A 15,255-nucleotide genomic window follows, 5' to 3' on the forward strand; every position below is an offset into this window, starting at 1 on the left:
AGTTTAGAACTCCTCCCACTCGCCATCATCCCCTTGGGATGAGGCGCCCTTCGGTTCTGAAGGCTTAGCCGGTTTTGCGACGGAAGCTTTCGGCTTCACTTGCGTATGAACGGGCTTAGGCGACGCTTTGGCAATATGCTCTAAGGTCGGAATACTCGTGGAATGGTTCGCATCCAAAATGAATTTTGACACTTGGTTTTCTAGGGCAGACGCTTGGGTACGCATGCTTTCTGCAGAGGCTGCGGCCTCTTCCACCAAGGCCGCATTCTGTTGAGTCATCTCATCCATCTGCGTCACTGCATGATTAATCTCATCAATGCCAGAGGCCTGTTGTGAGGAAGCTGCAGCAATTTCAGACATGATCATGTTAACGCGTTTAATCGCCTCAACAATCTGTCCCATGGTTTCCCCTGACTGATTCACCAAGGCATTCCCATCTTCAATCTTACTCACAGAGTCAGAAATCAGATCCTTGATGTCTTTCGCCGCATTGGCTGAGCGTTGTGCCAAGGTTCGTACTTCTGACGCAACCACCGCGAAGCCACGACCTTGCTCACCAGCTCGAGCCGCTTCTACCGCAGCATTCAGAGCAAGGATGTTGGTCTGGAAGGCAATGCCATCAATCACACCAATGATGTCAGAAATCTTTCTGGATGAATCATTAATAGACGCCATGGTCGTAACAACTTGGGAAATTAACTCCCCCCCTTCTGTTGCGACACCTGACGCTTGAGACGCCAGTTTGTTCGCCTCGTCTGCATTGTCAGCATTCAAACGCACTGTGCTGGTCATTTGCTCCATGCTTGAGGCAGTTTCTTGCAGGCTAGACGCTTGAGTTTCTGTTCGGCTAGATAGATCAGCGTTACCTTGGGCAATCTCTGCCGCAGCAATGTTGATGGTTTCTGCTGCACTGCGAATCTGGCCGATCATGGTGGCAAGATTTTCACTGGTATCGTTACAGTAACGTTTTAGGCTATCAAACTGACCTTGGTATTCGTTGGTAATCCGCTCGCTTAGGTTACCATCCGCTAGGGCCATCAAGACTCGCGACACATCCGCAAGACCTTCATCTGCCGTGGTCATCAGCTGATTTAAAGACTGAGCCATAAACAGCATGAAGTCTTTTTTGTCGTCTTCTTTGACACGAAGGGTAAAATTACCGGCTGCCGCTTCGTTCACCAAATGTCCGATTTCTTTTTCAGCTTGGACTTCGGCGGTACGGTCCAACCACTCTACGACGGAGCCGATACGCTCACCATTGCCATCAAAAATTGGATTAGCGGTTAAGCGGAAGTGCAAGTTGCCCACCACAATATTGCTTTGATAAGGGCGCTTTAAAGCCTCTAACAAATGCTTCTGGTGAGAGGGGTTCTTGTGGAAAATATCCATGTTACTGCCGATGACTTTATCAACAGCAAAGTGCGGCAGAGCTTGACGAAGCTCATTCTCTACTCTGCGCAGCATGGTAACCACAGATTTGTTCATAAACAAAATATTGCGGTCTGCATCAGCAATCATCACGTTTGTAGAAGTTGCTTTTAGAGCTTCTTGGATTCGTGTGGACTCCAGTAAGGTGCTGGCAATATCAGCCTGCTGAGCATCAGCCTGTTCTTTCGCGGTATGTAGGCGCTTGGCCATGTCCGCAAGCCCTTTGTTAACAAGACCGAATTCATCTCGACGGTGAGTATCTAAACTCAATTCCAGTTTACCCTCGGAGATACTCTTGATGGCAGCTAATTGAGATCTCAAAGCACCGTTAATCACCTTAATGACTAAAATGCTTAGCAAAATAGCTAACAAAACCACCGCAACCACAATACCGATATGGGTTTTCAACTGCTGTTCAGCCACAGAAACTCGGGTCTCAAGTAGCTCTTGTAGCAAAACACCATTGCCTTGCATCAGTGCGAGCAATTCTTGTGACACTTGGTTTAATTGAGCATTAATCGATGCTACATCACCTTGGCTGATGGAGCCTGTCACAATTGGCGTAATCAAATTTTTAAGGGTGGCTTGCAGACTTTCGAGTGTATTCAGTTGTGTTTGAACACGCTCATCCCCACTGGCTTCAAACGCTGCTTCTAAATTGTGATGCACATCACGTAGAGGGCCAGTCAGTTCTATTAGAGAGCTATCAGCATAACCATTGACGATGCCTTTTAAGTTCTGCACGCCCTCTATGACAAACGGCACCCCTTCATAGTTGGCAATGATCAAATGGTAAGTTTCAGCAGCAGGATCATAACTTAACCCTGACCCTTCCATAATGTGCGGCATCACTTCTGACATAAGCTCATCAATGATGGCGGTATGGAGCTGATAGGATCTTGAAGGTGTTAAGCCAAATCCTTGCACACGAGCCAAAAGCTTACCAAAAGCGTTTTTACTGTTTTCAAAGTGCTCATGCATTCCGGAATCCGGATACATGGACATTAAAGCTGGCTGTAATGCTTGGAAAGATTGTTGTACCGAGGCGGTCGCGACGGCTAAGTCTGCACCAGAGCCTGATGCATCAAGGTAAGAAGACGACAAGGATCGATGAGCTTGCAAAGACTGCACAAGTAAAGTCACATCATTTAAAGGCTTCACCCCCATCAACTCTTGATAGGATACATCAACTAGGCCTTTCTCTACGTCGTACAGTAGTTTGCTCGGCAAACCGACGGAAATAATGACCAACACCCCTAAGATCAAAAACTTAACAGGTAGATTTAAATTTTTAAGCATTGTCGCAAACTCTCCCTTTGGGCTGCGCTACTAAACCGCTGCCGTATCAAAAAGCCCAAGCTCGTCACTTGAAATAAGCTCTTCAATATCAACAATAATCACCATCAAATCCTCTATGGCTGCTAAACCATGTAAGTATCGGCTATCAAACGCTACGCCAAATTCTGGAGCGGGCTTGATGTCATCTTCTTCAAGATTCATTACATCTGAGACGCCGTCAACGACAATGCCAACGATGCGATCTTTTACATTTAACATGATGACAATGGTCCACTCATTGTAAGTGGCTTCACCGATACCGAATTTAATACGTAAATCGATGATAGGAACAATGTCCCCCCTCAAGTTAATGACACCTTTTATGTAACTTGGGGCATTTGCGATCTTGGTGGCGATCTCATAACCGCGAATTTCTTTCACCGTCATGATGTCTAGGGCATAGGTCTCATCCCCTAACACAAACGTAAGAAATTCTTTGGCGGGCATGGTGCTCACGTTAGCCTGCTGAGTTACTGACATGAGAAAGCTCTCCCTTAACATCTGAATGAATAAATTGAGTGAGTGAATCCACATCCAATATGAGTGCCACACTGCCATCACCCATAATAGTTGCACCCGCGACACCTTCCACTCGTCTATAGTGTCGTTCTAGGCTCTTAATCACCACCTGCTGCTGTCCGACAAGATTATCAACCATCAAACCGAAGCGGGTTTTAGCTGTTTCAACAAGGACAACGATGCCCTGTTCAATATTATAAGACGAATCACTACCACATAAGGTTTTGCCGACATCCACTAGAGGCCAGTACTCATCTCGAACCCACAATAATGGACGGTTTTTGATGATTTTAATTTGGTCTTTTGAGGGCTGGATACTCTCAACAATATTGACTAACGGTACCACGAAAATTTGGTCACTGCTTTCCACACACATGCCATCCAATATGGCTAGAGTGAGTGGCAAGTTGATCTTAAACTCCGCACCTTTACCTTGGGTGGAACTGATTGTGACTCGACCGCCCAGAGACTCAATATTTCGCCTTACCACATCCATGCCAACACCGCGTCCAGAGACATCCGTGACCTCTGCTGCGGTCGAAAAGCCTGGGGAGAATATCAATAGCCAGATCGCTTCATCGGTAAGAGGATCGGGCAAAGAAATGCCTTTTTCTAAGGCTTTGTTAAGAATTCGCTCACGGTTAAGACCCGCACCGTCATCAGTGATGGAAATAACAATTTCACCACCTTTTTGAGCGGCACTTAATTTCACGATACCGGTTTCATCTTTGCCATTGGCACGACGTACGTCGGGCATTTCGATACCGTGATCAATACTGTTTCGAATTAAGTGTGTTAACGGATCGGAAATTTTCTCCACAAGGTTTTTGTCGATCTCAGTTGAACCACCTTCGATCACCAGCTCAATCTTTTTCTCCAATTTCACTGATAGGTCACGCACTAGACGAGGAAAGCGATTAAAAACAAACGAGATGGGCAACATCCGCACAGACATTACCGCTTCTTGAATCTCCCGAGTGTTACGCTCGAGCTCAACCAAAGCGGACTGCATTTTTTCAACAATACTGTCTTGTACTTCGTTACCGATCAGATTGAGCATCGACTGGGTAATGACTAACTCACCCACCAAGTTAACCAATTTGTCTATTTTATTGGTTTCTACCCGGATACTAGTGGCTTCTGTTTTAGATTCACCCGTTGTTTTAGCGGGCGCTTTTTTAGTAGGCGCTGAGGGGACAGGCTTTTGAGGGGACTCAGGAGCTGAAGGCGTTACGGGTTCAGTAGGCTTTGAGGCATTCTCACTTGGAGTTGTCTCAGTATTTGCAGGCTGGTCAACCGCTTCAAAAAAACCAAAACCTTGATCTTCTTCGGCCGCTTCTTTTTCCAATTTTTCATTTAAAGCGTCATCAAAAAAGCCAAAGTCTTCTGCGGGTTTTTCTGTTTCAAACAGCCCAAAGCCTTCGTCTTCTGATGACGTCTCCTGAGCATCAAAGAAACCAAATCCATCATCGTCATTTGAGTCTTCAGGCTCTTCAGTGAAGAAGCCAAAGCCATCATCTTCATCTGTCTGACTTTCTTGAACGGGCTCTGAATTTGCTTCACGGACACCACTCTGATCAGCAGTGGCTTGTAAATGAGCGGCTTCAATGGTGGCTTCGGCGGACTTTACTGCCTCCCAGTCAATCTCTTCTTCTCCACGATAACGGTCGAGAATATCTTTCAATACGTCTGTGGTTTCCAGCAGCACCGTAATCAATTCACTGGTCAGTGCCAGTTCACTGTTACGTGCTGAGTCCAGCATATTTTCCATTACGTGGGTTAAACCAGTCATAGCAGTAAACCCAAAGATGCCACTACCACCTTTAATGGAATGCGCCGCGCGAAACACACTATTCAACTCTTCGATATCCGGTGCATCGATATCGAAAGCCAGCAGCAGCGTTTCCATTGTTTCTAAGTGCTCTTGAGCTTCCTCAAAAAACACTTCATTAAATTGACTTAGCTCATCCATACACTATCCCAACCCACGTAAACGTTCAGTTTCTATCCCAGTACTTTTGCTACAACGTCGAGTAGTTTCTTAGGATCAAACGGTTTGACCATCCAACCTGTTGCTCCAGCAGCCTTGCCTTGTTGTTTCATGGCATCACTGGCTTCTGTTGTCAGTACAATTAATGGGACACGAGCATAGGCCGTCATCGCTCTGAGAGATTTAATTAGGGTAATACCGTCCATATTTGGCATGTTTTGGTCTGTAAGAACAAAATCAAAACGCTCGACACGACAAAAACCCAAAGCTTCTTGGCCATCTTTAGCCGCTTTCACTGTGTATCCTGCACTTTTTAGCGTCATTTCTACCATCTGGCGTACAGATGGTGAGTCGTCGACGATTAGTAACTTCTTGCTCATTTGTATCCCCTAGTAAATTAAAGCAATGTGGGTTGAATTTGTGTTTGGATCATAATTAAACGTTTCCGAAAAGGATTTAACCAAGGCCAGACCACGCCCATACGCCTTAGTCATATCTTGATCATCCTCCAACTCATGAGGACGATAACCGACTCCCGAGTCCGCAACGTTAATATGTAATTTTTGCCCTTCCGATTCCCATCGAATGCCAACGATAACGAATTGATCATCTGACAGTTGTTCCATGGCTTTGGAACGGGCATCAATATATTCGATGAAATTCTGTGATTTTAGGGCTGAGTCAATATTGAACACCCCATGATCGACAGCATTGGTATACAGCTCTGTCGTGACTGTGAATACTCGCTGACAAAACTCTTTTTTAAAGCCGTACCCTTCGAGCATTTCAGAGACACTAAATGGTAAGCGTTCGTTTGTCAGTGAATGCCCTTGTAACTTGAAATTAAACTCGAATTGACCAGGTATGGAAGCCCTATAATTAGACTCTTCTCTCAGGGCCTGAACGGTATTCTGAATGTCGATATGGCAAATGGTCATATCGTCCATATCACTTTCTGAAATAGTGCTTAGATCTTCCAAGGCTAGCATGGTTTCTACCGCACCAGCTGGGTCATCAAACTGTTCAGCAATAATGTCATAACACTGATCAAAGGTTAATCCTGCGCCATCTCGGATTTTGTTCTCGATCAATCCATCACTAAAAAAGCATAAATGCTTCACTGAATCTAAGTGGTAGGTTTCTAGCTGAGTGCTCACCATGTCTGTCGGTAAAATCCCGATGGCCATATTTTTAGAAGCGATTTGTTCAATCTGCTGACGATTCTCATCAAACGCTAATATTTTAGGCATGCCTCCATTCCAAAATTTAATGGTGTTCGTTGCAGGACTAATTTCGATAAAAATAGACGCTACAAAACGGTTATTTGGAATGGACTGAGAGTGTTTTTCACTTAGCTCTAGTAAAATGGCTCCTAGGGATAAACCTTTCGATACCATGGCACTGAAGGTGGTGACAATAGGATAGATGGTCAAGGCTGCCGCCATGCCATGTCCTGTGGCGTCCGCCAACATGATGATTAAGTTGCCGTTGGGAGCCTTAGCACTCAATAAAATGTCGCCACAAAATTTACCACTGGAACGGTTTGCGACATTGACCCCGGTAATATTGTGAGCATGGGTTTTTAGGATGTAGTCATAGACATGAAAAGCCAACTCTTCTTCTTGGGCTTTCTCGTCGGAAATTTTCTGATAGGTTTCCTTCGCTGCGAGTAATGCTCGCTTGTCATCTGCATTGCGAAGAAAACTAAACACCTTTGCGACCAATAAAGAGGGGTTAATCGGTTTAGTAATAAAATCTTTTACGCCCGCTTTAAAGAAGTTCGCCACTTGAGAATAATCTTGATCCGCAGTCATCATTAACACAGGGATCAAAGGCCTCTGGGATACGATCCGCGGCACATAGGCGGAAGACATACCGTCTGGCAAATTGATATCCATAAGGTACAAATCGATGGAATCATCATCGATGTAGGCTTCAACTTCCTTCAGGCTCGTCGCTGTAATCACTTCCACGCCATGGGCTTTCATGGCACTGGCAATTAGCACCCTAGTAGTGGAATTGTCTTCGAGTAATAAAACCCGCGGTACATTATTCATAACGATAAAGAGTCGAGAAGTTCGCCATATCAAGAATATCTTTTGCCGTACCTCCTAGATTGCGAATAGTGCCTTTGCAATTTTGGGCTGTCATTTTGCGGTGCAAAAGCACCATCATGCCTAACGCAGAAGAATCAACGTAGTTCACGCGGGAAAAATCTAAAACGATCTCTTTAACGTTAGCAGACAAAGCTTTGTCATAGGTTTCGGTAAACCATTTGTGGGTACCAAAATCAAATCGCTCTGGGATGGTAATAACACTAGATTGGGACATGCTGGATCCTCTTATACTGCTCAGAAAAGGTCGATATCTCCACTTTCAATATCTTGTTGCGATACAGGGTTATGCTTTTGCAAACTGCGTTGTTTTATCGATTCGAGCTTTTCTTTTAACACGGCTTCAATATCGTCAACACTATGGTCTTTAAGACTTTGTACCTGTTCGGCAATGAATTCCAAAGTATCTATGGTGTATTGCAAGTTCTGCCCATTGATATCATCGAATTGCAACCCACGAGTTGCATCATGGATAGACGTTTCTAACTTGCCAGACAATACATCCAACTCAGCCGTTACTTGGCTATCCGCCACGGCTTTTTCTACTATGTGTTCCAAAGCTGAATTCATGGATTTTTTCGATTCCATGATGTAAGTCACATCATGAGCTGCTAGTTTTTCCATGGAGCGAGTCAAATCACCTACTTGGTTCTGCATTTTCTGCAATCGCGCCTGGATGGCATCACTAAACCCAGAGGATCGATTTGAAAGAGAGCGTACTTCATCCGCCACAACCGCAAAGCCACGACCCGCTTCCCCAGCACGGGCTGCTTCGATTGCAGCGTTTAATGCCAATAAGTTAGTTTGATCCGCAATGTCATCAATGTCTTTTAAAGCTTTGGTAATTTCAGGCATCTCATCGTGAATTAGATTAACCTGATTAAGCAGCTCCATGGACGCAGCAGACATTTCCACAGTACTTCCAATGAACTTGTCTAAAGTCGTTGCGGTTTGTCCAGCAAAACGTCGCATCACATCACTGTAATGCTCTCCACTGCCATCACTGGTGTCCTCAATCAAAGCACGGATACAGGTGGACTGCTGCTGGATAAGCTGATGGGTTTCTTCAAAAGCTCGGCTCAAGAGGTCCACCGCACTTTTTTGAGTGGACAACACGTTACCTAAGTCGTCACTGCAGACATCTAACAGTGGTACTAATTCTTCATTAAATAAATGATTAACCTGACCTAGTGTGGACTCTTTGGGTGAGTCAGAGGCATGATCATTGCTATCAGATAACGGATTATCGTTGGTTTGGGTTTCTTGATGAGATTTGGGGCGAGCAAGAAAAATCAGCAAGATTCCAGACAAGGTTAGAATGGCAAAGGCTTCCCACATAAAGCCTGACCAAGCCAATGTGCCCGCTACAGCCACTGCAAAAAGATGGATAAGAGAAGATTTGAACATTTGCTTTCCTTATGAAAGATCACTGTTGCAAATAGTATTTATCTGAGACAAAAACACACTCGAGCAAGTTGTCCACTTATGATCAAACTTATCCAGAGCATGCAGCCACAAAATTTGCACACTGTAAACAAACCATAAAACAGTTAGTATGTTCATGCTAGCTATATTCTATAGTAGATTGATTTCAAACAGGAATAACGCAGAAGCAATTACTACATAACCCCAGATAATTTTTACACTTCCTCACAGTAACATTGCCATTTCTTACTGGGCTGGTCTCTATTTATACAACCAGCCTATGGAGTAAATTGGTCTGTATAAATAGAGAGCAGCCCATGAAGTCAAACATCATCGCACTTTTCCATAAATACATTAGTTCAAAATCTGGCATTCGTCATGCCCATCCTTTAAATCCTAATAAAAAACAATCAGGTACCCTTGTCTTTCATAGGGGCCTAAGGATCATTAAGCATTGCAGGTTTTGCCTTAGTCACACCCAATTAACAAACTGTTGCACTTATCTCAATTCATTAACAGGCGAGTACTGGTACACTCAATCTCATAACTAACACATGAAGCGTTGGATGAGACCAAATTATGAGTAACGAAAAATTCAGATTAGTGACCCGCAGTGACTTTGATGGCTTAGTTTGTGCCGTTTTATTAAAGGACTTGGATCTGATTGATGACATCTTGTTTGTTCACCCTAAGGACATGCAAGACGGTAAAGTTGAGATCAATGCCAATGACATCACCACTAACCTTCCTTATGTGCCGGGCTGCCATCTTGCCTTCGACCATCATTTAAGTGAGACCGTCCGCAACGACAGCAATATCGAAAACCATATTATTGATGCTAAAGCGCCTTCCGCTGCTCGAGTCGTCTATGACTACTATGGCGGTCAGGAAAAATTTCCCGGAATTTCCACCGACATGATGGATGCCGTTGATAAAGGTGATTCCGCGCAATTTAACGAAGACGAAGTCCTTAACCCAACTGGCTGGGTACTACTTAACTTTATTATGGATGCTCGCACTGGACTTGGACGCTTCCGTGAATTTCGTATCTCCAACTACCAGTTGATGATGCAGTTAATTGATTACTGTAAAAATCACACTATTGATCAAATCCTAGCGCTTGAGGATGTGAAAGAGCGAGTGGACCTGTACCTGGAACATGACGCCAAGGCCAAAGAGCAAATCCAGCGCTGTGCAACGGTATATGACAACCTAGTGGTACTGGATCTACTTAACGAAGAGACCATCTACACCACAAACCGCTTTGTTATTTACGCCCTGTACCCAGACTGCAATATTTCCATCCATAAGATGTGGGGATTGAAGCAGCAGAACACCGTATTTGCAGTGGGTAAATCCATCCTAAACCGTTCATCGAATACCAATGTGGGCGAGCTGTGCTTAGAGTATGGCGGTGGCGGCCACATGAACGCTGGCACCTGCCAAGTAGACAATGATCAAGCAGAGCAAGCACTGCAAGATATCATTAAAAAGATCAATCAAGACGGCTAAAACAAAACGCCCCGATGTCTTAACTCATTTTAAGAGAAGTACATCGGGGCGTTTTAACACCAGTTTAAGCTTGTTTTACGTCCTTGAATCCAATCTACCTTTTTCAATCATAATCCAAGCCCCTCGGCCACTATTAAGTTGTACTGGACTAGCCCCGTGGAACTCTATAAAACCACCTTTAGGCACACTAACAAAGGACGGAGTCATATCGCCTGTCACGGCAAAAGTCGCTGTCTCTAAGGCATAGAAACCGCATAGCAAAGCGGCTTCTGACAGGATTGGGCATATCTCTGGAGCTGTCATGGACAGCACATTTGCTAGGGTGTCATTGGCTCTTACCATGATATTTAAGTCATCGATAGGACCTCCGTGGAGTCGAGCGTCCGTTAATGTGCCCCCATCAAAACTTGCCTGATCAAGGGGCTGCAACAGCTCATGCTGGGTCACACTTGATCCTTCCTGAAGCGTTAAAGTCATGCCTTGACCGCGAAGCAATAGCAGGGTTCGCTGCAAACCACTAAAGTCAGAGAAGCGCCCATCATCGGTCACTGCGGCTTGGCTGATTCGATAACGCAGCCCTTGATCATCCTCATGTTTATGAATCTCGAGGGTTTCCCCAAGGCCATTTTTCCATGGCATACAAAGATACTCATCGGGCTCAAGAATGGTAAACCACGGTTTAATACTAGGCATCGTAGACGACCTTTTTAATCACCTGTGCAAATTCTCGACTACTCTGCTCATCACTCGCGTGACGGAAGTCTTTAATCACTTGTTGCCCTGCCACAAACACATCTTTAATGAGGTTTTCATTGGTGGCAAATAACCAGCGATTCAACACATCTTGTGGTTGCTCAAGCTGAAGAAACGGATGCTCCCCTAGCACCATAAAATCGGCTCTATTTCCAGCAGCAAGTCCGAGTGCCACATCGCAGGCTTGATTGCCCCCAAGCAATGCCTGTTGGAATAAATTATCCCCCACAGACGTTTGATCCCCTCGATAGAGTCGATTACGTTGCTGATCACGAAGACGCTGACCGTATTCAAACGTTCTTAATTCTTCGACCAGAGAGACGCTCACATGACTATCGGAGCCAACGCCCCAAATACCACCAAGGTTCTCAAAGTCCACTCCAGGAAAAATGCCATCCCCAAGGTTAGCCTCCGTAGTGGGACAAAGACCTGCTACGGCTTTGCTACTGGCAATGGCATTAAGTTCCCCATCGTTTAAATGGGTCGCGTGAACAAGACACCAGCGGGAATCTAAGCCTATATGATTGTGAAGCCATTCCACAGGACGTTGACCACTCCAAGCCAAGCAGTCTTGCACTTCTTTTTGCTGCTCAGCAATGTGGATATGAACGACTTTTTGAGAATCCAAGGCCCCTAACACTTGTTCTATTTGATCTTGAGTTGTAGCGCGTAATGAATGGAAACAGATGCCCAATTTATGCCGATCAGAGCCATTAAGCATGGTTTCACTCGCTTGATGTAGCGCTAGGTAACTGTCTGTGGAATGAATAAAACGTGCTTGCCCCTCATTGGGGGCTTGGCCACCAAAACCAGAATGGGAATACAGTACTGGCAACAGGGTAACACCGATGCCTGCCTCACCCCCTGCGGCGATCAGCTGCTGGGCCATTTCAGTCACCTGACCATAGGCGTGACCACCCACATCATGGTGCAAATAATGAAACTCCCCCACTTGGCTATAGCCCGCTTTCAGCATATCAATGTAGAGCTTTTTAGCGATCACACGGGCATCGTCAGGGGTAAGTTTTTGCACCACCTTGTACATCAGATCGCGCCAGCTCCAAAAGCTGTCATTTGGATTCAGGTTCACCTCAGCCATACCTGCCATAACCCGCTGAAATGCATGGGAATGCAAATTAGCAATCGTCGGCAACACCGGCCCCGTTAAACGAACAGCCCCTTCTTGGTAAAGACTGTCTGGTGTAACCGAGTGAATCACTCCGCCACATACCTTTAAAGTGACATTGCGGGCCCAACCGGACGAGAGCCACGCTAATTCAGCAAAATAGGTTTGAGCCACTGGACTTGAGGTCATGAAAACGCGCTCCATACATTGGTCTTGATTTCAGTGTAATCAAAATCAATTGTATAGACAACTAATTCAAAACTTAATGGTCACAAGCGACCGTCATAAATGCTAGTCCTTTGGCTCGTCTTATAGGTATAAAAAGAATCTGATTTTAAGTTACAAAAAACTTGTACATACATATGATTTACACGCTCAATCATTTTCTAGCAAAAAACTCAGACGCTGTGACAAAAACAAAAAAGCCGAACACTAGTTTCCTAGAGTTCGGCTTTCGTAACTTACTGATATGTAAGTATAAATTTTGGTAGGACTAAGCAGATTCGAACTGCTGACCTCTACCATGTCAAGGTAGCGCTCTAACCAACTGAGCTATAGTCCTAAAAGTGCTGGCTATTATACCCAGCGCGGTGTTGAGTTCAAGCACTAAACTCAACTTTTTATTGCCCTTGTTTTCAATGACTTGGAGTCAGTCGACTGGTACTAAGAGTTCGTGTCCTATGACTTCATCAATGAGGCCGTAGGGTACTTTGTATTGCTTATCTCGAAACTTGACCACCACATGATTCAAGCACATTTTTAAGATGACGCAGTTCACTATGATGCCATTGTCGATCACGCGAATGATGTTTCTGTTGTGAAGTGTGAGCGCCATATCCCTATCTCCTTTAGATGGCTTCGCCTACATCTTTAAGCTTTTTCTGTAGTCCACGAATCTGATCACGGTATCCCGCTGCCAGTTCAAACTGGAGGTTCTCAGAAGCCACCATCATGTCTTTCTGTAGTTGTACTATGGCCTTTCTGACTTCCGCCACATCGTCCATATTATCAATTTGGTAATCCTGAACTTTCTCTGCCACTTTGCGCGTTTGTTTGGACTTGTTTCGGCCACCCGCCCCTGGGTTGTAAGCCCCCTCCATGATGTCTTCCACAGACTTGGTGATGCCACGGGGAACAATGCCATGCTCTTCGTTAAAGGCTTGCTGCTTTTCACGGCGGCGAATGGTTTCATCCATAGCACGTTGCATGGAGCCTGTAATACGATCTGCATAGAGGATGGCCTTACCGTTTACATTTCGAGCCGCACGACCAATGGTCTGAATCAAGGAGCGATCGGAGCGCAGGAAGCCTTCTTTGTCCGCATCCAAAATGGCGACCAAGCTGACCTCAGGGATATCCAAACCCTCACGCAGCAAGTTGATCCCCACCAATACGTCGAATTCCCCTAATCGTAGGTCCCGGATAATTTCAACACGCTCCACCGTATCAATATCAGAATGCAGATAGCGTACGCGAATGCCGTGCTCATGGAGGTAATCCGTCAAATCCTCGGCCATACGTTTGGTTAACGTGGTGACCAAGACCCGCTCACCTTTCGGTAAGCGAATATTAATCTCCGACAATAAATCGTCCACCTGGGTGGCCACGGGTCGTACTTCTAACTCGGGATCGATCAATCCAGTTGGACGGACAATCTGCTCCACCACCCAGTCTTGATGTTCTTCTTCATACTTACCGGGGGTGGCAGAGACAAAGATGGTTTGGGGCTTGATTTGCTCCCACTCTTCAAAACGCATAGGACGATTATCCAACGCAGAAGGCAGACGGAAGCCATATTCCACCAAGTTTTCTTTACGAGAACGGTCCCCTTTGTACATGGCGCCAATTTGCGGCACGGTTACGTGAGATTCATCAATCACCAACAAAGCATTCGCTGGCAAATAATCAAACAAAGTAGGCGGTGGCGAACCTTCCGGCCTTCCAGATAGATAACGGGAATAGTTTTCGATCCCTGAGCAGTAGCCAAGCTCTTGCATCATTTCTAAATCGTAGTTGGTGCGTTGCTCTAAACGTTGCAATTCGACCAATTTATCCATGGACTTCAGTTGTTGTAAACGTACATCAAGCTCTTTCTTGATCCGCTCAATGGCATCCAGGATGGTTTCTCTTGGGGTAACATAGTGGGTTTTAGGGTAAATGGTGATACGTGGCACTTTACGGATAGTGCGGTTTGTCAGAGGATCGATCACTGATAAGCCATCGATCTCATCATCAAACAGCTCGATACGAATGGCTTCGTCTTCAGAATCCGCCGGAAAGACGTCGATAATATCGCCCCGAACGCGGTAATTACCCCGCTCAAATACCATATCATTGCGCGTGTATTGCAGCTCCGCCAAACGGCGTAATACGGCCCGCTGGTCAATGCGCTCACCGCGATCAAGGTGAAGCATCATTTTTAGGTAAGATTGAGGATCACCCAAACCATAAATAGCAGAAACGGTAGCAACGATAATAACGTCATCTCGCTCCAATAATGCCTTGGTCGCAGACAAACGCATTTGCTCAATGTGCTCATTCACCGAAGCGTCTTTTTCTATAAAGGTATCGGATGCAGCCACATAGGCTTCTGGCTGGTAATAGTCATAGTAGGAAACAAAGTACTCAACAGCATTGTTAGGGAAGAACTCTTTAAACTCACCGTAAAGCTGAGCCGCCAAGGTTTTGTTGTGCGCCATAATAATAGTCGGACGCTTTACCCCAGCAATAACATTAGCAACCGTAAACGTCTTACCAGACCCGGTTACCCCCAATAACGTTTGATGGGCCAGACCCGCATCCACCCCTTGGATAAGCTTTTCAATGGCCTTCGGCTGATCGCCTGCGGGTGCATACTGAGAAACTACTTCAAACTCTTGTGCCACGTTATTTGACCTACACTGTTTGGATCGATAATCCCATAGGCTAACAAATTTCCCGGCCTTCGTCTTTTCACCTGTCTCGCTATTTAGAAGAAATAAAACTAAGGAAAACCTGACTTAGCACAAATGACTCTACATTAGAGGTTGCTAATAACAACTCCTTTATAT

The 15,255-nt window shown here is 45.3% G+C and carries 12 protein-coding genes and 1 tRNA gene; 1 reads left to right on the plus strand and 12 read right to left on the minus strand.

Annotated elements, in window-relative coordinates; genetic code table 11:
- Nucleotides 1-3 precede the first annotated feature (3 nt).
- Genes ACZ5DR_RS17520 through ACZ5DR_RS17550 form a run of 7 tightly spaced genes read right to left on the minus strand, consistent with a single transcriptional unit; the run spans nt 4 to nt 8,796 of the window.
- Nucleotides 4-2,727: a methyl-accepting chemotaxis protein gene (locus ACZ5DR_RS17520; RefSeq protein WP_377365241.1), complete on the minus strand. Its 2,724-nt coding sequence runs from the start codon at nt 2,725-2,727 to the stop codon at nt 4-6.
- A 30-nt stretch (nt 2,728-2,757) separates the two neighbouring features.
- Nucleotides 2,758-3,246 (minus strand): chemotaxis protein CheW, encoded by a 489-nt coding sequence (locus ACZ5DR_RS17525; protein ID WP_377365239.1) that lies wholly within the window; start codon nt 3,244-3,246, stop codon nt 2,758-2,760.
- Nucleotides 3,224-5,257, minus strand: a complete 2,034-nt coding sequence (locus ACZ5DR_RS17530) for a chemotaxis protein CheA (protein WP_377365237.1) — start codon at nt 5,255-5,257, stop codon at nt 3,224-3,226. The genes ACZ5DR_RS17525 and ACZ5DR_RS17530 overlap by 23 nt, the downstream gene beginning before the upstream one ends.
- Before the next feature lie 32 nt (nt 5,258-5,289).
- A complete protein-coding gene (locus ACZ5DR_RS17535; protein WP_377365235.1) occupies nt 5,290-5,655 on the minus strand; it encodes a response regulator in 366 nt (121 codons plus the stop codon).
- Nucleotides 5,656-5,664: 9 nt separating this feature from the next.
- Nucleotides 5,665-7,332 (minus strand): SpoIIE family protein phosphatase, encoded by a 1,668-nt coding sequence (locus ACZ5DR_RS17540; RefSeq protein ID WP_377365233.1) that lies wholly within the window; start codon nt 7,330-7,332, stop codon nt 5,665-5,667.
- Nucleotides 7,325-7,606, minus strand: coding sequence for an STAS domain-containing protein (locus ACZ5DR_RS17545; protein WP_377365231.1), 282 nt, complete (start codon nt 7,604-7,606; stop codon nt 7,325-7,327). Before ACZ5DR_RS17545 ends, ACZ5DR_RS17540 begins: the two co-directional genes overlap by 8 nt.
- A 20-nt stretch (nt 7,607-7,626) precedes the next feature.
- Nucleotides 7,627-8,796, minus strand: a complete 1,170-nt coding sequence (locus ACZ5DR_RS17550) for a methyl-accepting chemotaxis protein (RefSeq protein WP_377365229.1) — start codon at nt 8,794-8,796, stop codon at nt 7,627-7,629.
- 597 nt (nt 8,797-9,393) lie between these two features.
- Between ACZ5DR_RS17550 and ACZ5DR_RS17555 the strand changes: the two genes are divergently transcribed.
- Nucleotides 9,394-10,326, plus strand: a complete 933-nt coding sequence (locus tag ACZ5DR_RS17555) for an exopolyphosphatase (protein WP_377365227.1) — start codon at nt 9,394-9,396, stop codon at nt 10,324-10,326.
- Nucleotides 10,327-10,401: 75 nt separating this feature from the next.
- On the opposite strand, the gene ACZ5DR_RS17560 is transcribed toward ACZ5DR_RS17555, so the two are convergent.
- The 5 genes from ACZ5DR_RS17560 to uvrB form a co-directional block, all read right to left on the minus strand.
- Entirely contained in the window at nt 10,402-11,019 is a 618-nt protein-coding gene (locus ACZ5DR_RS17560) for a HutD/Ves family protein (protein ID WP_377365225.1), read from the minus strand.
- The gene (locus ACZ5DR_RS17565; RefSeq protein ID WP_377365223.1) at nt 11,012-12,394 is read right to left on the minus strand and encodes a formimidoylglutamate deiminase; all 1,383 of its coding nucleotides are present in this window, start codon (nt 12,392-12,394) and stop codon (nt 11,012-11,014) included. The genes ACZ5DR_RS17560 and ACZ5DR_RS17565 overlap by 8 nt, the downstream gene beginning before the upstream one ends.
- Before the next feature lie 296 nt (nt 12,395-12,690).
- Nucleotides 12,691-12,767: transfer RNA gene (locus ACZ5DR_RS17570), tRNA-Val, on the minus strand.
- 87 nt (nt 12,768-12,854) lie between these two features.
- The gene (locus ACZ5DR_RS17575) at nt 12,855-13,040 is read right to left on the minus strand and encodes a hypothetical protein (RefSeq protein WP_377365221.1); all 186 of its coding nucleotides are present in this window, start codon (nt 13,038-13,040) and stop codon (nt 12,855-12,857) included.
- Between the two features lie 13 nt (nt 13,041-13,053).
- Nucleotides 13,054-15,090: an excinuclease ABC subunit UvrB gene (uvrB, locus tag ACZ5DR_RS17580; protein ID WP_377365219.1), complete on the minus strand. Its 2,037-nt coding sequence runs from the start codon at nt 15,088-15,090 to the stop codon at nt 13,054-13,056.
- Nucleotides 15,091-15,255 lie beyond the last annotated feature (165 nt).

Source organism: Marinomonas vaga (genome assembly GCF_055388305.1).